The sequence below is a fragment of the Rhodopirellula islandica genome (assembly GCF_001027925.1).
In the GTDB taxonomy this organism is placed as follows: domain Bacteria; phylum Planctomycetota; class Planctomycetia; order Pirellulales; family Pirellulaceae; genus Rhodopirellula; species Rhodopirellula islandica.
In genome coordinates this window covers 156,099-174,212 of the sequence record NZ_LECT01000007.1, presented here as the reverse complement: position 1 = coordinate 174,212, position 18,114 = coordinate 156,099, and the positions used below count along the sequence as shown (strand labels likewise).

The following is an 18,114-nucleotide window of genomic DNA, read 5'->3' as shown; positions in this document are numbered from 1 at the left end:
AAGTGGTGCTGGATCGGTTGATGGTGGGCCGTCAGAGGCGAGTTGCCAGCATAGCAGGTTTAGAGAGGCGGCAAACCCAATCTGACATCAGATGCCAGCCGGTGGGGGGACCTGAGGCGGAATGATTGGCACAATCCGGCGATTTGCTTGAGCAGGAACGCTCCCCGTCGGAACTTTTGTGGCCGGGAGGGGTTAGTTCATGACGGAACGGGACCATTTACTCGTGCCGTTGCTTTTCGGGCAACTATCCTGACACCCGAGTCCAGGCAAACGATTTCCGCTTCGTCCAGCTCGATCCTAAATCTTATCTATCGAAATGAATCGAATTGTTCCCAACGCGACGCAAGCCGCGAACGCTTTGTCTTCCCGAAGTTCCGATTCCAGTGGACGGAACCCTTCGCCGATCGACATCGCCCTTAGTCAAGCCGGTCGCAAGCGATCTCACTGGAAGCAGCTCGCAATCCGAGGGGTGGCTGTGGCCGGGATCTTGGTGCTGGCATCCGGTTCGGCCGTAGCACAGGACGCCAGCGTTGACGTCCCCGCTGGCCCGATCACATCGGCTCCGGCAACCACGGTTCCCAGCGCCGACAAGGAATTGAGCTTCAATTTCTCGGGGGCACCGTGGTCGGATGTGCTTCGCTGGTTCTCCGAACAAGCTGATTTGTCCTTGCAAATGGACGGGTCGCCGGCTGGGACGGTCAACTTCAGTGACCCCACTCAAACCTATTCCGTCGGGGAAGGTCTGGACCTGATCAATCGTCTGCTGCTGGACCGAGGATGGGCCGTGGTTCGCCGAGGACGCATGCTGCTGCTCGTTGACCTCGAAGCAGAAAACGCAGAGAAGCTGATCAGCGAAATGGCCGAATTGGTCACTCCCGATACATTCGATCAACGCGGCAACAGCGACATCGTTCGCTGTGTCTTCCCCCTCGGCGGATTGTCGCCCGAGGAAGCTCGTGAAGAGCTGGCGCAGATCATTGGTCCATGGGGACGAATCAACGTTCTCGCCGGAGCACGCCAAGTCGTCGTGACCGAGACCGTTGGGAAGCTAAGAACCATTGAGTCCGTGTTGTCCGCGGCGGAGGAAGCTCAGTCCAGCGTGGTTGAAATCACGCTCCAACACCGCGCCGCAGAAGAAATTCTCGAAGTCGCTCGTCCGTTGGTTGGATTGGAACCCGGCGTGAACCTCGGTGATGACCTTCGCATTTCGGTGTCGCTGTACGGCGACCGAGTCTTTGCGACTGGCTCACCCGCCAAGTTGTCGCTGCTGAAAAGCATCTTCACCAAAGCCGACAAGGCGATGCCGGGCAGCGAAGACGCGGAAGAGGTCGAAATCATCAAACCAGTGTTGAAGACCCACGCGGTCGCTTCGGCCAACATGCAAACCGCGTTTGATGTGCTGCAAACCATGTTGGCTGGGACGCCCGAGACTCGCATCGCGTTGGATACCAAACGCGGTGTGATTGTCGCTTCCGCTCGTCCGGAAACTCAGGCTCTGATCGCCGAAACAATCGCGGAACTGGAAGGTGATGGCGACAACTTCGCCATCATCAATCTGCGTCGGTTGGAACCAGCCAACGCATTGCTGACAATCAATAAATTCTTCGGCGTCACCGAGGCTGGCGGGCAAGGTCCCACCGTCGACGGCGATCCGGAAACAGGACGGCTCTGGGTTCGTGGAACGACAGCCCAAATCGAAACTGTGAAACGGCTGATTGATGAACTGGAAAACGATCCACTGGCAGGCGGCTTGGGTGAAAACGTTCGCGTTCTGCCAATGACGGGATCGTCGGCCAATCAAACGTTGCGGCAACTGGAAAGTTTGTGGCCAATGACCGGGCGTGAGAATCGCTTGCGAGTGATCGTGCCGACCTCTTCGGAGGACGAACAGCTGCAAGAAGGGGGCCGAGACACACAACCCATCGGCCAACCGAGGCAACGTGTTCTGGATCAAGAGGCGTCCTGGAATCGCCGGGATTCCCGTGCGGATGACCAATACTTGGTTCGTGCATTTGACGATTTCGACGTCAACGCATCGTCCGGTGCGGATCCTTCTGAGCTGGATTCCGAAGCAGCGGTCGCTGGTCCCACCTTGTTGCAAGACGAGTTCGCGAATCCAAACGCCGGTGCTGAGATTGTTGTGCAAATGACTCCCGCGGGTTTGGTCATTGCATCCAAAGACAGCGAAGCTCTCGATGCCTTTGAACAGTTGCTCAGTTCCATCAGCACATCGTCAGGAATGGCGAGCGATCTGCCGACCATCTTCCGTTTAAAATACATCAAAGCCGAAGTGGCTTCGGAATTGGTTGCCAGCGTGCTCGGCGGCTCAGAATCCTCCTCCGGATCTCTCACCGAGTCGGTGATGGGTGGTCTCGGCGGTGGGATGCTCGGCGGTTTGCTGGGAATGGGCGGCGGTGGAGGCGAAGAGGTCTCCAGCAGTCGTTCGATTTTGACCAGTCGCGGCAGCGTCAACATTGTCGCCGATGGGCACCTGAATTCGCTGATCGTCCAGGCCAGTCCGGCGGACTTGGAATTCATCCGCTTGGTCATTCGAGAAATTGATCAAGAAGAAAGTCCGGAGTTGGTTCGCACGGTGCCACAACCCAGGTTGATTCCTGTGATCTATCAAGAAGCATCGGATGTCGCGACGCTTGTGAAGGCCGTGTTCGCTGAGAAAATGTTTCAAGAGCAAAGCGCCGGAGGTGGCGGTGGCCGTCAATCTTCACCGGAAGACATCATCAACGCACTGCGTGGCGGTGGGCGCGGAGGACGAGGAGGCGGCGGTGGCGGAACAGCCGAGAAAGCCAAGAGCGAACCGACAAAAATCATTGTCGCCGTGGACGAACGCAGCAACTCTTTGGTCGTGACGGCCACACCGCAAGATTTCCAACAGGTTCAGGAACTCGTTGAGATCTTGGATCAACAAGGGATGGAACAAGAAGAACAAACGGTGGTGATGCCAATCGCAGGTGGTGTCCGCGCAGAAGTGTTACAACAAGCGTTGGAGTCCATGCTGGGTGTGAAAGCCACCACAGCAACCTCAACCTCAGGAAGTTCCAGCAGTGGAGCTTCGGGGTCTGCACCAACTGGCTCGTCAGCCGAAGATGTTCAGCGGCGAATTGAGTTCTTCCGATCGCGATTTGGCGGCGGAGGAGGAGCTGCTGGAGGCACCGGGGGACGCGGAGGTGATGCAGGCCGCGGTGGAACGGGACTCGGAGGCGGAGGAGGAGGTGACACAGGTCGCGGTGGTCGCGGCGGACAAACAGGCGGAGGAAGAGGAAGATGATCATGCATGCTGGCGAGATTCTGCAACGACGCGGACTGCTGACGTCCCAGCAATTGGAGCAAAGCCGCAACGGCGACCCTCAGTCGGTCGTCGACAATGCGGTCACATTGGGATACGTCTCGGCGCGAGATGCCTTGTCGGCGATTGCTGATGAGGTTGGGCTGGAATTTCGCGACCTGCGAACATCGGAAATCGATCTGTCTGCCCTCGAGGGCTTTCCACAGAAACTGATCTATCGCCATTCCATGTTCCCAATTGGTTGGGAAGACGGGGCGTTGCTGGTTGCGACCGCCGACCCGTTTGACCTGTACCCGCTGGATGAAGCCTGCGCGACGACTGGCAAAACGGTGGTTCCCGTTGTTGCCGAGCGTGCCGAAATCAGCCGTTTGGTGAAGAAACACCTCGGTGTCGGTAGTGAAACGGTGGAAGGCTTGGTCGCAGCCGCCGGCGATGATGAAATCGAATTGCTCGAAGGCATCGAAACCGATGGCAGTGAACTCTCCGAAATGGCTCAAGAAGCCTCGGTTGTTCGGCTGGTCAACGAGATTCTGATTGAAGCCGTTGATTCGCGTGCCAGTGACATTCACATCGAATCGCAGTCGGATGGGCTGGTGATTCGGTACCGGATCGACGGGATCTTGCACCCTCAACCTGTGCCACCCGAAATCAACCGTTTCCAAGCCGCGATGATCAGCCGCTTGAAGATCATGGCCCGGTTGAACATCGCGGAGAAGCGACTGCCACAAGACGGCCGGATCAAACTCCGTGTGCACGGCCGCGAGGTCGACATTCGTCTCAGCGTGATCCCCATGATCCACGGTGAAGGCCTGGTCATGCGTGTCCTCGACAAATCGTCGATGGTGTTTGATCTGCAGGGACTGGGGATGTCCAAGGAAATCTACGATCGGTTCAGCCAGCTGATCAAATTGCCACACGGCATCGTGTTGGTCACCGGACCGACCGGGAGTGGTAAAACGACGACGCTGTACAGCAGTTTGTTGGAGATCCGCAGCCCCGAAAACAAAATCATCACGACGGAAGATCCCGTTGAGTATCAGCTCGATGGCATCAACCAGATCCAGGTTCACTCCAAGATCGGATTGACCTTCGCTGCTTCGCTTCGAAGCATTCTGCGTCACGACCCGGACATCGTGCTGGTCGGCGAAATTCGCGACTTGGAAACGGCAGAGAATGCCACCCAGGCATCGCTGACAGGTCACATGGTGTTCAGCACCTTGCACACCAACGATGCCGCTGGTGCGTTCACGCGGATGGTCGACATGGGCGTGGAACCGTTCTTGGTCGCAGGGACGGTGGAGGCCGTGATGGCTCAGCGACTGCTTCGACGTTTGTGCCAGCACTGCAAGGAGTCATTCATTCCCGAACAAGACGATTTGCCCAAGGATTTTCCTTGGGATGAGATCGCAGGCAAAGAGATCTTTCGCAGCGTCGGTTGTCGGGAGTGCCGCAATGTTGGTTACTCCGGTCGTTTGGGGATCTACGAACTGCTCGTCAGCAGCGAGCAAATTCGCGAGATGGCTCAGAACCGTGCCAGCAGCTGGGACATCCGTCGACAAGCTGTCAAGGAAGGCATGCGAACGCTTCGGATGGATGCCTGGGACAAAGTCGTCGCCGGCGTGACCAGCGTTGACGAAGTCCTTCGTGTTACCAAGGGCGAGGCTCTCTAGCCCGCGACTTGCTGACCGTCATCCAGGTTGTCTGGGCTTCTCGCCCGACACCAAAACGCGCATCGCCTTCCATCACGCCCACCTGCTTCCCGCCGCTCTGTCACTATGCCAACGTTTCAATACACCGCCCGAGACATGACTGGAAAGAGCGTCCAAGGAACGCTCGAGGCCGGGTCGCAGCGTGAAGCGACGTCGCAACTGACTGGACGTGATTTGTTCCCAACCAAAATCACGGAACAAACCTCCGGTTCCGCGTTTGCGATCTTTGGAACCAAACGCAAGAAGGTCAAAGGTCAAATCATGGCCACCTTCTACGGCCAAATGGCGTCGTTGCTGCGAAGTGGCGTGCCAATGATTCGGTCGCTCACGATTCTTGGTGAGCAATCCAGCACGCCGGTCCTCGGGGAAGTCTTGGCCGAAATTCGAGGTCGGGTCGAGGACGGCGAACCCATCGGTGACACCATGGCTCGCTATCCCGGCGTGTTCAGCGACATGGCCGTCAACATGGTGCGTGCCGGGACCGAAGGTGGTTTTCTAGAAGACGCCTTGGACCGCGTTGGCGTTTTCACCGAACTGCAAGAAGACCTCAAGGGACGCACGGTCAGCGCGATGGCGTACCCTGTGTTCTTGTTCACGATCGGAAGTGTTGTGATCTCGGCCTTGCTGGTTTTCTTCGTGCCCAAGTTCGACATGCTGTTTGATCGATTGCGGCAAAAGGGCGAGATGCCTGCCATGACAGAGGCCTTGCTGGGCTTCAGCAACTTCCTCCAGGGATACGGATGGATCCTGATTGTGGTGGCAGTGGGATTGATCATCTTTATTCGCCAGCAACTGCAGACCGATCGCGGGCAAGACTTGTTTGACAAGATCAAACTGAAGGTCCCCGTCCTGGGTGACATTCTCATGAATCTTTCCGTCGCTCGGTTCTGCCGGGTGTTGGGAACCTTGCTGGCCAACGGCGTGCCGATTCTGAAATCGTTGGATATCAGTCGGACCGCAACCGGCAATCGCTTGCTCAGTCGATCGATCGCGGACGCCAGTGAAAACATTCGCAGCGGTGAAAGCCTCGCGAAACCACTCCGCCAGTCGGGATACTTTCCGATTTCGGTGGTGGAGATGATCAGCGTGGGTGAAGAGAGCAACTCGTTGGACCGAGTGCTGCCTGAAATCGCAGACTCCCTGGAAAAGCGAACGTTCCGGCGTCTGGACTTGTTCGTGCGATTGCTCGAGCCGATCATGTTGCTGGTGATGGCAATTCTGGTTCTCGGTGTCGTGATGGCATTGCTCGTGCCTGTCCTCAAGAGCAGCACCAGCCTCTAAGCAGGTCCGCAGGTGTTATCGGGTATGTGAGCCGTTGGCGTTAGCCACGGTTTTCACGCACAACCGGGGCTAACGCCCAAACGGCTCACATGGTTGTGCTTGATCATTCCTGCCGACCTGCTTGAGTGGCTGGGCAGCGGCCTGGCATGAAACTTCATGATCGATCCCGACCGCGGAGACGATCGCTGGGCTCTCGGCGGCGACGTTGTCCGGCGTGACTCGCAAGTTTCCTCGTGGGAAACGAGCAGGGGTTGGGGAGCGCACCCATGGAATGTGCAGCTCAACGGCTCTTTCAAAGTGTGTCTGGCGGTTCGAGTGGGAAGTTGTTCGCGAAAGACGCGTTGTCCACCCTGCCGATCGATCGTCTTCCCTTGTCGCATCCGGGCATGCTTTTTTTGTCGAAGGAGAACGAAATCTTGCCGCGAGCTCGGTAACATGGTGCGTCCGCATCGATCTCTTGAACAACGGCTTGTTTCTGGTAAACGTTTCCCGATTAAGAGATCCAGTGGAGAATTGATATGCGAACCTTTCCGCTGTTGCCGTCAACCGTCTGATACCTCGATGCCGCTTGCATGAACATTCACACGAGCTCCCGCCCCAAGATCACTGTCGTTGGTTCGGCCAACGTCGACCTCACGTTTCGCACGCCGCGGCTTCCTATTCCTGGCGAAACCTTTGCGGGGCATTCGTTGCATCAAGGGATGGGCGGCAAAGGGGCGAACCAAGCGGTTGTCGCGGCTCGACTGGGCGCCGAAGTTGCCTTTGTCGCGCGTGTCGGAAACGATGGCTTTGCGACTCAGGCCATCGACGCCTACCAAGCAGACGGAATCAACACGACGTTCATTCGACACTCCGATGACCAGCCGACGGGCACCGCGGCGATTCTGGTGGATGATGAAGCAGAGAACTGCATCATCGTTGTCGCCGGAGCAAATGCGGAACTGACCGCGGACGATGTCCGATCGGCCAAGGCAATCATCACCGAATCCGATGTGGTGATCTGCCAGTTGGAGACTCCCGTTGAAGCGGCCCTGGAGGCATTCAAGTTGGCTCGTGCAGCCAACGTTCTGACGATGCTCACTCCGGCGCCCGCGGAATTGGTCACGGACGAGTTGCTTTCGCTTTGCGACGTCTGTGTTCCCAACAAAACGGAAATCGCTGCGATCACCGGATGCGGTGTGGAGACCGAAGCGGACTGCGTCACCGCCGCTGAGAAATTGAGACAACGTGGCGTCCGACAGGTTGCGTTGACGATGGGCGAGGAAGGCGTTTTGGTGCTCGACGAAACGGGGATGTCTCTCATCCCTGCGACTCAAGTCAAAGCGGTCGACACGACTGGTGCGGGCGACGCGTTCACCGGAGCATTGGCGGTCTCTCTCGCCGAAGGGATGTCGTTGGCCAGTGCTGCCAGCCGCGCTGGGATCGTTGCGGCCATTTCGGTCACACGCGTCGGCACGCAGACGTCCTTTCCATCGCTCGAAGAGATCAATCGGTGGAATCAAGCGGAGCAAACTGGATGAACAACCTCTTCAGCCTGTTCACGATTCGGATGCTTGCATCTTCCATTGTGATCGCCGATGACGGGGCAGCATCGAAGACGCGGATGGTGGTGTTGACCGGCATCGACGGCGACTCACGGGACTTCAGCAGCAAGGCCGGTTCCCACCGACCATCGACTTTCAACAGCGAGAAATAGAGTGCGAATCCTATTCACAGGTGGTTCAGGCAAAGCGGGGCGTCACGTTGTGACTCACCTTGCTGATCAAGGTCACACGGTGATGAATCTGGACCTCGTGCCCGCAAACATCGATGGCGTCTGGGACATGACGGTTGATCTCACGGATGCTGGACAAGTCTTTTCGGCGATGTCTGGGATCGTTGGTTTCGATGACTTGGACGCGGGCGACTCTGCACCGAAATTTGATGCTGTGGTTCACTTTGCAGCGGTGCCTCGCATTCAGTTACGGCCCGATCCGGAGTGTTTCCGTGTCAACACAGCGTCGACCTACAACGTCTTGGAGGCCGCGGTGAAGCTCGGCATTCCCAAGATCCTGATGGCTTCGTCGGAGACCACCTATGGGGTTTGCTTTGCTCACGGGGAAGTCAAACCGGAGTACATCCCCGTTGATGAACAGCATCCCACGGTCCCGCACGACGCCTACGCGATGTCGAAGGTCTGCAACGAGGCCTGCGGACGCAGTTTTCATGCTCGGTCAGGCACCGACATCTACGCCCTACGAATCAACAACGTGATCGAGCCTCACGAGTACGCGAGCCTGGTCCCGCAATGGAGCGGCGATCCGGCGTGCCGGCGTCGCAACCTCTTCGCTTACATCGACACTCGTGATCTGAGTCACTTCGTGGACTGTGCGCTCTCCACCGATGGACTCGGCTACCAAGTGTTCAACGTTGCCAACGAAGATTCGTCGGTTGGGATCTCGAGCTCCGATGTGATCAGGCAGTTTTATCCCGGCGTCCCCCAACGACGTGAGTTGGGCGAATTCGAGACGTTCTATTCCATCGACAAGGCAAAGCAATGGCTCGGGTTCTCGCCGCCGTCGCGATGGAGAGACGAGTGACAATCGACGATGCGAAGGGATGTGTTTTTCACGCCCCACTTCGCGATGTTTTGGTTCCGCCAATTGGAACGCGATCCCGGAGGGCTTGGAGAAAATGTCGTTGGTACCGTTGCTGACGCAGGCCAACCAGATCGGAATGGTCGCTCGCATTCGCCGCGTGGAGACGGTGGAATGGTTGCCGTTTTGGACATTCTCAACGTTGGCGCGCACGCGCATGGATGCCATTCAGATGAAAATGCCTTGTCGGGGACTGCGAACAGCATGGATCAGTTTTCTTCTTACCCCGCTGAAATGGCATCGGTGCTCTCAAAGCAATGGGAATCGCGAGGTTTCCCCTCGGATTTGCTCCCGCCGAACGCGTCCTTGGTTTCGCTCCTGGACGTTTGCTACCAGGCCAGCTTGTTGCGGGAAGAGGACTCGCCCGTTCGTTGTCGGGTGATCTACGCCAGTCGCACGCATTTGCAGTCCGTCACGACGGAACAACCGCGACCGCACGTCTTGTCGTTTTCTGAGCCTGCGACGCTCAGCCCGCATAATTTGAGGAAACTCTACGCGGCAGCGGACTTCTATCGCGCCGCCTTGGCAGTCACCACCGATGATGACGGAACCCTGGTGATCTGGGGGTTGGTGGTCACTGGGACGGAATGGGTCAATCGCGTCGAAGGCAGCCGGTTCGATGGTGTTTCCTTGCCGCCCAACTTGGTCGTTCATGCGATTCGACCGGGGCACCTGGTGGCCTCGTCAGGTTACCTGCGTGTTCTGGAAACCAACCAGGGCCAATTGTTGATTGACGGGTTTGATCCCTTTCGGTCGACCTGGATCTCAAGCCGGTTTGCGAACGTCCGAGAAGAACTCCTACGCCGCGTTCCTGACGAGCAAGTGAGTGAGGCAGGCGAAACCAGAGTCTGCGAATCATTCGTGCGTGACCTCGCTCAAAGTGTGGTGCGGCGGGTGCTTCGGCTGGTTCGCAACCGTCGCCATGGTGGTTTGATGGTCGTGTTGCCAAACGGGGCGCACGACGATGGAACCTGTGAACAATGGTTGCGGTTCCGTGTGCAATTTCAGTCCGATGATTCGACCCTGCTCTATCGCGAGATGATGCAGCGTTTGATGGCTCGGGCATTGGCGGTCGCCACGACGCGGCAGTTGGCCGTTTTGACCTGGAGTGACTATCAGCAATTTCGCGACGCAGAGTTGCGACGCTTGGATGATCAGTTGATCGATTTCAGCCACTTTCTCGCGGACATGATGACGGTCGATGGTGCCTTGATTCTTGATCACAGCTTTCGATTGATTGGCTTTGGTGGCGAGATTTTGGGCGACACACCGGTCCAAAACATTCATCGTGCCACCGACATTGAGGGCCACCAAACCGTGGTGGAACCAGCCGATTCGGCGGGGACTCGGCATCGGTCTGCCTACCGATTGATCAACGGATTGAACCGTGCGATCGCGGTCGTGGTCTCGCAGGATGGCGACGTCCGTTTTGTGGCTCATCACAACGGGCAGCTGACTTACTGGCCGTACCTTCCGTGACGCAAACCTCGGGCTCGCGAACTGAGCCGGACTCGCGTTTCGATCCTCTTGGGGACTCAAAACGAGCGTCTGAAACCGTTGACCAAGCGTCGGCAGGGAGTTATCGTCAATCGCTCATCGACGATGGATTTCCCTGAGGATTCTGATTTGGCAAAGACGACCAAGAAGTGCTGCGATACCGCGCCCGTGAAATTGAAAGACGATCCCACGGCAGAGGACTTTGCCAAACTCGCCTGGGCGATTGCGCATCCGGCGCGTGTGCAAATCGTGCGTTTCTTGATCGGTCGCGAAGCCTGCATGTGTGGTGAGATCGTCAATCAGTTGCCGTTGGCTCAATCCACCGTGTCTCAGCACCTCAAGATCTTGAAGGAAGCGGGATTGATCCAAGGGGAAGTGGACGGGCCCAAGGTCTGTTACTGCATCAACGAAGAACGGCTGCAGCAGCTCAAGACGTTCGTGGTCGCTTTGTAAGGAATTGGTCGGGACAAGATTGCTTCGTAGCGGTTGCCGGGGCGTCCCAGTGGGCGTTTCGCACAATGAAACCGACACCAAGTTTCAGCTCATTGGGAAGCCGCCGAGATGGTCTCATGCGTTCAAATTCGAGTGCCGTGGGGCATTGGGGCGTTTCGATTTCCTCGCTTGATTCGCTTGGCGTGCTGGTGGTCGCTCGTGATTGCCCCATCCGTCATCCACTCTGCCGAACCAGACGACTACTTCGCGATTCGTATCGTTGACGCAGCCACGGGGAGAGGCATTCCGTTGGTCGAGTTGCGAACGACCGATCAAAATCGTCACTTCACGGACAGCAACGGGTATGTCGCGTTCTTGGAACCCGGGCTGATGGACCAACTGGTTTGGTTCGACGTCGGAAGTTGGGGATACGAGAGTCCCGCGGGACCCTTCGGGACAACGGGAATTGCCTGGAATACCACACCGGGCACGGAAGCGTTGTTGGAACTGCCTCGCAAAAACTTGGCCGAGCGGTTGTATCGACAAACCGGAGTCGGCATCTACCGAGACACCGTCTTGCTAGGCAAAACACCGCCATGGCAGGTGCCTCTGGTCAACGCCCAGGTGACAGGTTGTGATTCGGTGCAAACCGTGATCTATCGGGACCGAATGCGATGGTTCTGGCAAGACACGAACCAGGTCAAGTTTCCACTGGGGAGTTTCAGCATGACCGGCGCAACCTCGCCGTTGCCCCACGAGCTGAACGCAGACATCGGTGTTCCGCTGGAATACTTTGTCCGTGAACCGAACGGATTCGCGAAAGAGATGGCTCGGGTGGAACAGGATGCCAAGCATCCCATTTGGGTGGACGGTTTGATGGTCGTGCGTGACGAACAACAACAGGAGCGTTTGGTGGCCCGCTACGTCGCGGCCCGCCATGACTTTTCGGTGGCCCAGATGGGGTTGATGATCTACGACGATTCCGAGGAGGTCTTCCTGGAACACAGCCGCCTTCCGTTGCCAACCGAATCGCGTTTGTTTCCCAGGGACCATCCGGTTCGTGTCAGCGTGGACGGCACGGACCATTTCTATTTCGGAACGCCACCGACCGTTCGAGTTCCTGCGGACATGGAATCCACTTTGTCACCGAGCCGCTACCAAGGTTTGAGTTGCTTGGCTGAAGACGGAACCATCCGGCGTGATGAAACTGGTGGCATTCGCTTCACTTGGCGACAAGGGCAGCAACCGATCACCTCGGACCAGATCGAAGGTCTGATTCGCGAAGGCCAACTGCTCCCTGAGGAGGCACCGTTTGCCCTGCGGGAGGTTCAAACGAACAAACCCGTTCGTGTGGGCAATGGTTCCGTGGCTTGGAATCCATTTTTGAAGCAGTGGACGCTATTGTTCTGTGAACAGGGCGGTGACAGTTTCCTGGGTGAAGTTTGGTTTGCCGTCGCCAACGCACCCGAAGGTCCCTGGGTTGTTTGCCAAAAGATCGCGACGCACGCTCGTCCGGGGCAGAACATGGATTTCTACAATCCCATGCAACATCCTGAACTGTTGCGTGAAGACGGCCGTGTCATCTACTTTGAAGGCACGTTCGTGAACACTTTTTCAGGGACAACGGTTGCCGTGCCACGGTACAACTACAACCAATTGATGTATCGACTGGACGTGAGCGATGAACGATTGCAACTCCCGCGTCCGCCAAGCGGTCTGAGCAATGCGAGGCCGTCCAACATCACAACGCCGGTGGGCGTCCGTTGATCGGGTCGTCAGGATGCAAGGCACTTTGCTCGCGGAAGCACCTGCGGGTGAATTGCTTGGGTTGATGAGCCGCCTTCCCAACGCCACGGTTCCCACACCCAACCAAGGCCAAGCAGGTCGGCAGAAATGATCGGCATCACCATGTGAGCCGTTTGGGCCTTCGCCCCGGTTGTACGTGGGAGCAACAACGCCAACCAAAACAGTTCCAATGCCGACTCATTCTCGTTCCCAGGCTCTGCTTGGGAACGCAATGCACTGCAGGCTCGGGACGTCGATTTTATCACTGACGTTCTTCGAGGTGTCCTTCGCCCAGGACCTGAACCGTCGTGGACGAGGCGACGAGTCCTCCCCCACGCAAGGGACTCGTTTCCTCGTCCACTACCAATCGTCCACTACCAAATGCTGCCCTTCATCAATCGACATCCCCCGCCTGCTGAGACAGAATTGGGAGGCGGAGCCTCCAAGACAGTGTGTTCCCAGGCAGAGCCTGGGGACAAGGAATTTTGAACCCAAAACAGCCGTCATCCATTCAACCGATGTCGAGGGTTCGGAACGCGGGCGTTCAGCGTGATTTCCGGGGGAGGGGAAAACACATCACTTCCCAGAGTAGGCCTCTTCCCTCGCGATCGTCGGAACGGCGTCGCTCCCCAAAACTTCGTTTCGAGGGAGGTGCAGCATGCAAGAACCCACTCAAAAGCGGCGTCGATATTCTGCACGTTCTCATCGGCGGGGGCTGCATGAGGACTGCTCAACCGTTCATTCATTGGTTCTTCATGCAATCTTCGAGATTCGTCGCGATTCCGGTTTTGATTGGCTTCGGGGGCCGGGCTTCCCTTTCCCGCATCCTCCCAGTCGCTAGATTGAAAGCGACGACGCGCAAAATGAACGTCGCCTGCGCACCTGCTCTTGCTCGTACAACTTTGGAAACAACATGCTCAATCCGCACGACATTGGCCGAAGAACTTTCCTCCGAGATGGCTCGTTGGTCCTGGCGGCGACCGCCATCACACCGTCTCTGTTGATCAAGAACCCATCATTCGCGGACGACTCAGCCAAGGCAGTGCGTGTGGGGATGGTCACCGATTTGCACTACGCGGACAAGTCTCCCGCCGGCTCACGTCATTACCGCGAATCGATTGGCAAACTGGAAACCGCCAGCGAACAATTTGCGCGCGACCAACCTGATTTTCTGGTCGAGTTGGGAGACTTCATCGACGCAGCGGATTCTGTCGAGGTCGAGCAACGGTACCTCAAAACCATCAACAAAGAATTCGCTGCGATTACCGACGACCGACACTATGTGCTTGGCAATCATTGCGTCGACACGTTGACTAAAGAAGAGTTCTTGGCCGGAGTCGAAAAGGAAGACTCGTACTATTCGTTCGACCGCCAGGGCATTCACTTCATCGTCTTGGATTCGTGCTTCCGAAGTGATGGGGAGTCTTACGGACGCCGGAATTTCCAATGGACCGATGCGAATGTCTCGGCGGAAGAGTTGGAGTGGTTGCGTGGCGATTTGAAGTCCAACCCAAAGCCGACGGTTGTCTTTGCCCATCAACGTCTCGATGTCAGCAACTATCATGGCGTCAAGAACAACGCGGAGGTTCGAAAGGCGTTCGAAGAATCAGGCAACGTGCTAGCTGTTTTTCAAGGGCACAGCCACCAGAATGACTTGAAGGACATTGGTGGGATTCACTACTGCACCTTGGCTGCCATGGTCGAAGGATCCGGACCAGAAAGCAACGGCTACTCTCTCATGGACATTCATCCGGACGGCACCATCCAGATCAAAGGCTTCGTGCGTCAAGCTAGCTATCAGTGGACATAGTGCGACCCGCCTCTGGGATCTGAGGCGTCAAGACGTGCGTCCAACCGGGCAAACGCTGGACTGCGAAGCGTTTGCCTTTGGCGCTCGAATAGCGGATGCAATTCTTCTTCCGGCTTCTGTCTTTCTCCATCCCGGTAGGGAAGTCAGATGGTAGCCCGGGGGGTTGCTGCGTAGCAGCACCCCCCCGGAAACACCGTGCGTCACAACACCAAACATTCAGCAGACCAGGCGAACGCCAAACGGCTCACATGGTTCTGACGGTTCCATCCTGCCGACCTGCTTGACAGGCGTTTCGATTAGCGTTTGGATTTCATCTCTTTGGCCATGGCTTTGTCGGCCTCGACCATTTGTTGCTGCGATTCTTGCAACATCCGGTTGTATTCATCGAATTCGCTGTCGCTGATGTCGCCGGCAAGGTTGGTGGGTTGGCTTTCAGTGCACCCGACGGACAAGACGAGCAAGGCACAGCACGCGAACAAGGTAAATCGTTTTTTCATGGTTCGATCAGAGAAGGTGTGCTTTCAGAACAATGAGTTCTGAGTGATTGGTTGGAGAAATGGTGCAGCCGAATCGATAGAGAACCGGCCGCACCTGTGAGTCATTTGAAATCAGAATGCCTCTTCGATGACTTCCTTTGCGGCACGCGTTCCCAAGGCACCCCAGACTCCGTAAGGGCTTTTTGCACCAGGGGTACGATAAGCGTTGACGCTCAGGTGATTCTGGTTGCCCGCGTCGATCGAGTCGGTCATGAATTTCACAGCTCCGTCCCCCATCAACACGTGGACGCCACCTTGGTGACGACTCGACGCGGAGTACCAACCGGAATTGCCTGCATTCTGCTCGTTGCAGATGGGGCTGTTCGGCGGTTGTGCGGTGAAGAATCCGCTGAAGTTGGGCAAGTGTTCCGCCCAACGGAATCCGCGTCCGTTGACACCACCAACCGTGTTCTGCGACGCATCCCAGAATTGAGGGCGAGTGGGATCGACCAAGTTGTTGCAATCGCTCGGTGGGTACTGGCGAACGAATGACCAACCTCGACTCAGTGGTGATGTGCGAACGTCTTTGTCACCCAAGTCCGTCGCAATCTCACCTGCAGCAACCGTGTTCGACAGACCGTCCAACACGTCACGGAAACGACGGCTTTTGTGGACAGTGAAGAATCCTCGGCCGGCACCTTGGATTTCAGTGGCCAGAGTCGTGTTGATGTTGCCATAGCCAATCGGTGCGCTGTTGTTCCAGTCGCCTTGATGGGCACGCTCTGCCGAGTCACCCAAGTTGGCGGCGTAGTTCGTCCGGCCAAGCGAAGGCAGCCCAACACCTGGATCGCTCGGGCAACGGAACGTTGGCATTTGAGTGACCCATGGCGTGTAGAGAATCTCGTCCGGCGTTGGTCCCATGGAACTGAAAGGGCCGCCGTTGCGAGTTGCGCCGCCGCTGACACCGCCATTTCCGCTGGCTGCCGGTGGAATGGCGCCACGCGAATCTTCGTTCAGCGGGTTGGAAATCATTTCCCATAAACCCTGTTGTTCGATGAAGGGGGTCAACCCGACCAACCAGCTCAGACGCCCGTTATTCGACACCTCTGATGGACGCCAAATGTTGGCGGAGTACGGGTCGTTGGTGCCGCCGCCATGAATCGGCAACTGGTTGTAGGCACTGTGGTAGTTGTGGATCGCGAGGCCGATTTGTTTGAAATTGTTGCTGCAACTCATTCTGCGCGCAGCTTCACGAGCGGCTTGTACCGCAGGCAACAACAATCCAACCAAAACACCAATGATCGCAATCACGACCAGCAGCTCGACGAGCGTGAAGCCCGAGCGTTGCGGGGGGGACTTGAGCATGACAAAGAACTCCAAACGAGAATTTAGTTGGATTGAGAAACCAATCCAGAAGCGGGAAGAGACGTGAAGCAAAGCAATCGCAATCCTTCCCGTCGTTGGATTCGCTGGGATGGCGGAATCACGCTTACGGGGCCGTGAGGGCGACTACTGACCTTCAACGGAAGCCATTCTTCCTCTCTCGGGCGGTGCGAACATAGCCAAAATGCCACAGCATGCCGTTTATTAAACAAGTGCACAGGTGGCGATTTTGAAAAACGTCGTTCCGGGAACTCTGTAGACTCTATTGATTAAGGCGTTTTTCGCTGGCGCAATCATTCAGGTGATTCGGTGGCGTGACGATTCTTAACCACATCCGGTGGCGACAGCCTGCACGACCTCCGCTCGCCGGGATCAACGGGGACTGTGCCACTGCGAGGGAATGATCAGCGAGCACTCCGTTGCTCAGGCGGCCTGCCAGTCAGCTTTGACTCGTGCCCCATCAATCGGTGAGAAGTCTCTGAGTTTCAAACCGACGGGCTCGATCACGAAACTTTGGGTGAGAAGCACCCCAAGACAGCCAGTTCGCTCCTTCGCCGACTTTTTTTGCGGGGAAACGCATCTTTTTCCGAGAATCTTCGTCAGGTTGGGGGACGTTTCAGACATTGCCACTGCAGGCTTGTGGTGGTGGCCGAACCGCCTGCCCATCCGACCGGTGCGTTTTTGCGTGGCAACGTATTGAATGGGTGTATAGTATGTTGGCCAAATAGCAGGACTTAAACAGCGTGGCCTCATCGCCAAATTCGTCGATTCCAATGAAACCGTGTTGCACGAGGGGTTTGGGGGATGAGATGAGGCACGAAGACGATCGGCAGACGCCTCTGGACCTCATTTCCTAAACAAATTGGTTGACAGGAAATTTGGGGTTTCGGGAACCAACGACCATTCGGTCTCGAATACCCTTGGATACGCGATGGAACAATTTCAAGAGCCAGAGTTTGTCTCGAAGCAGACGGTCGAGGCTTCGCATTTTTATCTGGACCTTGATCCGGACCGCTCCAGTCGGTTCACGGTCGTCTGTGGCGGGATGGAGCGGACGTCGCTGGACTACGTGATCGAACGGAGCAACTTTCCTTTCTGGGGACTTGAATTCGTTGAACAAGGCGAAGGCAAGCTGCAGCTCGAAAATGAATGGTTTGACCTCAAGCGGGGAACCGTCTTTGCCTATGGCCCCGGGGTCCGCCACCGAATCGAAAACCGTTCCAAGAGCGGCATGCGCAAGTACTACTTGGACATGTACGGGACGGATGCGAGAAGCCTGCTGCTGGAGGCCAACTTGCTGCGTGGGCGTCCTCTTCAAGTCCGAAATGTGAAGGAATTGACGGACCTGTTCTCCATCATTTCCACGGAAGGAAAGGACGACCAGTTTCGATCGCGCGACATCGTGTCGTTGATGACGCGAGCCATGATCATCAAAATCGCGCAACGCAAATCCACGGTCATCAGCGACTCACCCAAGGCATTTGAGGTCTACGAAGACATCCGCCAATACATGGAGGATAACTTCCACGACTTGACATCCATTGGGCAGGTCGCCGAGCAGTGTGGCTACACCACGGTTTATGTTTCGCGATTGTTCAAACGGTTTGCCTCGCGTGGCGCGTATCAGTACCTGCTGCGATTGCGAATGAACTACGCCGCCGAATTGCTCTTCACCCAAGGAATGAAGGTTCGCGATGTTGCCGAGAAGCTTCAGTTCGCCGACGCGTTCCAGTTCTCGCGCGCGTTCAAACGCGTCTACGGTGTGCCACCCAGCCAAATGAAACGATCCAGCTGAACATGG

13 protein-coding genes are annotated in these 18,114 nt (G+C 56.7%); 11 read left to right on the top strand and 2 right to left on the bottom strand.

Annotated features, from left to right (window positions below):
* The first annotated feature begins 316 nt into the window (after window positions 1–316).
* The 10 genes from RISK_RS03565 to RISK_RS03510 all read left to right on the top strand — a co-directional run bounded on the left by RISK_RS03565 (window position 317) and on the right by RISK_RS03510 (window position 14,454).
* Window positions 317–3,286: a secretin N-terminal domain-containing protein gene (locus RISK_RS03565; RefSeq protein WP_047812867.1), complete on the top strand. Its 2,970-nt coding sequence runs from the start codon at window positions 317–319 to the stop codon at window positions 3,284–3,286.
* Complete coding sequence (locus RISK_RS03560; RefSeq protein WP_047812866.1) at window positions 3,283–4,974, top strand: GspE/PulE family protein; 1,692 nt, start codon at window positions 3,283–3,285, stop codon at window positions 4,972–4,974. The genes RISK_RS03565 and RISK_RS03560 overlap by 4 nt, the downstream gene beginning before the upstream one ends.
* 105 nt (window positions 4,975–5,079) lie before the next feature.
* Window positions 5,080–6,294 (top strand): type II secretion system F family protein, encoded by a 1,215-nt coding sequence (locus tag RISK_RS03555; protein ID WP_047812865.1) that lies wholly within the window; start codon window positions 5,080–5,082, stop codon window positions 6,292–6,294.
* Between the two features lie 572 nt (window positions 6,295–6,866).
* Window positions 6,867–7,814, top strand: a complete 948-nt coding sequence (rbsK, locus tag RISK_RS03545) for a ribokinase (protein ID WP_047812863.1) — start codon at window positions 6,867–6,869, stop codon at window positions 7,812–7,814.
* Window positions 7,811–7,990, top strand: coding sequence for a hypothetical protein (locus tag RISK_RS03540; RefSeq protein ID WP_047812862.1), 180 nt, complete (start codon window positions 7,811–7,813; stop codon window positions 7,988–7,990). The genes rbsK and RISK_RS03540 overlap by 4 nt, the downstream gene beginning before the upstream one ends.
* Window position 7,991: 1 nt before the next feature.
* Window positions 7,992–8,873, top strand: coding sequence for an NAD-dependent epimerase/dehydratase family protein (locus RISK_RS03535; protein WP_047812861.1), 882 nt, complete (start codon window positions 7,992–7,994; stop codon window positions 8,871–8,873).
* A gap of 171 nt (window positions 8,874–9,044) precedes the next feature.
* Window positions 9,045–10,409, top strand: coding sequence for a putative sensor domain DACNV-containing protein (locus RISK_RS03530; protein ID WP_047813027.1), 1,365 nt, complete (start codon window positions 9,045–9,047; stop codon window positions 10,407–10,409).
* 186 nt (window positions 10,410–10,595) lie between these two features.
* A complete protein-coding gene (locus tag RISK_RS03525) occupies window positions 10,596–10,880 on the top strand; it encodes an ArsR/SmtB family transcription factor (RefSeq protein WP_236696015.1) in 285 nt (94 codons plus the stop codon).
* Window positions 10,881–11,078: 198 nt separating this feature from the next.
* Entirely contained in the window at window positions 11,079–12,626 is a 1,548-nt protein-coding gene (locus tag RISK_RS03520) for a hypothetical protein (RefSeq protein WP_047813025.1), read from the top strand.
* Between the two features lie 931 nt (window positions 12,627–13,557).
* Window positions 13,558–14,454, top strand: a complete 897-nt coding sequence (locus RISK_RS03510) for a metallophosphoesterase family protein (protein WP_047812859.1) — start codon at window positions 13,558–13,560, stop codon at window positions 14,452–14,454.
* Between the two features lie 296 nt (window positions 14,455–14,750).
* Here the strand turns inward: RISK_RS03510 and RISK_RS03505 are convergent, their stop codons facing one another.
* Together RISK_RS03505 and RISK_RS03500 are read right to left on the bottom strand one after the other, a co-directional pair.
* Window positions 14,751–14,951: a hypothetical protein gene (locus RISK_RS03505; protein ID WP_047812858.1), complete on the bottom strand. Its 201-nt coding sequence runs from the start codon at window positions 14,949–14,951 to the stop codon at window positions 14,751–14,753.
* 111 nt (window positions 14,952–15,062) lie between these two features.
* The gene (locus RISK_RS03500; protein WP_047812857.1) at window positions 15,063–16,295 is read right to left on the bottom strand and encodes a DUF1559 domain-containing protein; all 1,233 of its coding nucleotides are present in this window, start codon (window positions 16,293–16,295) and stop codon (window positions 15,063–15,065) included.
* A 949-nt stretch (window positions 16,296–17,244) separates the two neighbouring features.
* Here RISK_RS03500 and RISK_RS03490 point away from each other — a divergent pair.
* The gene (locus RISK_RS03490; protein WP_047812855.1) at window positions 17,245–18,108 is read left to right on the top strand and encodes an AraC family transcriptional regulator; all 864 of its coding nucleotides are present in this window, start codon (window positions 17,245–17,247) and stop codon (window positions 18,106–18,108) included.
* Window positions 18,109–18,114: the final 6 nt, after the last annotated feature.

Excerpts from the sequence above, each read along its gene's own strand:
- RISK_RS03565 (WP_047812867.1), top strand. The coding sequence starts at position 317 with ATGAATCGAATTGTTCCCAACGCGACGCAAGCCGCGAACGCTTTGTCT.
- RISK_RS03560 (WP_047812866.1), top strand. The coding sequence starts at position 3,283 with ATGATCATGCATGCTGGCGAGATTCTGCAACGACGCGGACTGCTGACG.
- RISK_RS03555 (WP_047812865.1), top strand. The coding sequence starts at position 5,080 with ATGCCAACGTTTCAATACACCGCCCGAGACATGACTGGAAAGAGCGTC.
- rbsK (WP_047812863.1), top strand. The coding sequence starts at position 6,867 with ATGAACATTCACACGAGCTCCCGCCCCAAGATCACTGTCGTTGGTTCG.
- RISK_RS03540 (WP_047812862.1), top strand. The coding sequence starts at position 7,811 with ATGAACAACCTCTTCAGCCTGTTCACGATTCGGATGCTTGCATCTTCC.
- RISK_RS03530 (WP_047813027.1), top strand. The coding sequence starts at position 9,045 with ATGGTTGCCGTTTTGGACATTCTCAACGTTGGCGCGCACGCGCATGGA.
- RISK_RS03510 (WP_047812859.1), top strand. The coding sequence starts at position 13,558 with ATGCTCAATCCGCACGACATTGGCCGAAGAACTTTCCTCCGAGATGGC.
- RISK_RS03505 (WP_047812858.1), bottom strand. The coding sequence starts at position 14,951 with ATGAAAAAACGATTTACCTTGTTCGCGTGCTGTGCCTTGCTCGTCTTG.
- RISK_RS03500 (WP_047812857.1), bottom strand. The coding sequence starts at position 16,295 with ATGCTCAAGTCCCCCCCGCAACGCTCGGGCTTCACGCTCGTCGAGCTG.
- RISK_RS03490 (WP_047812855.1), top strand. The coding sequence starts at position 17,245 with ATGGAACAATTTCAAGAGCCAGAGTTTGTCTCGAAGCAGACGGTCGAG.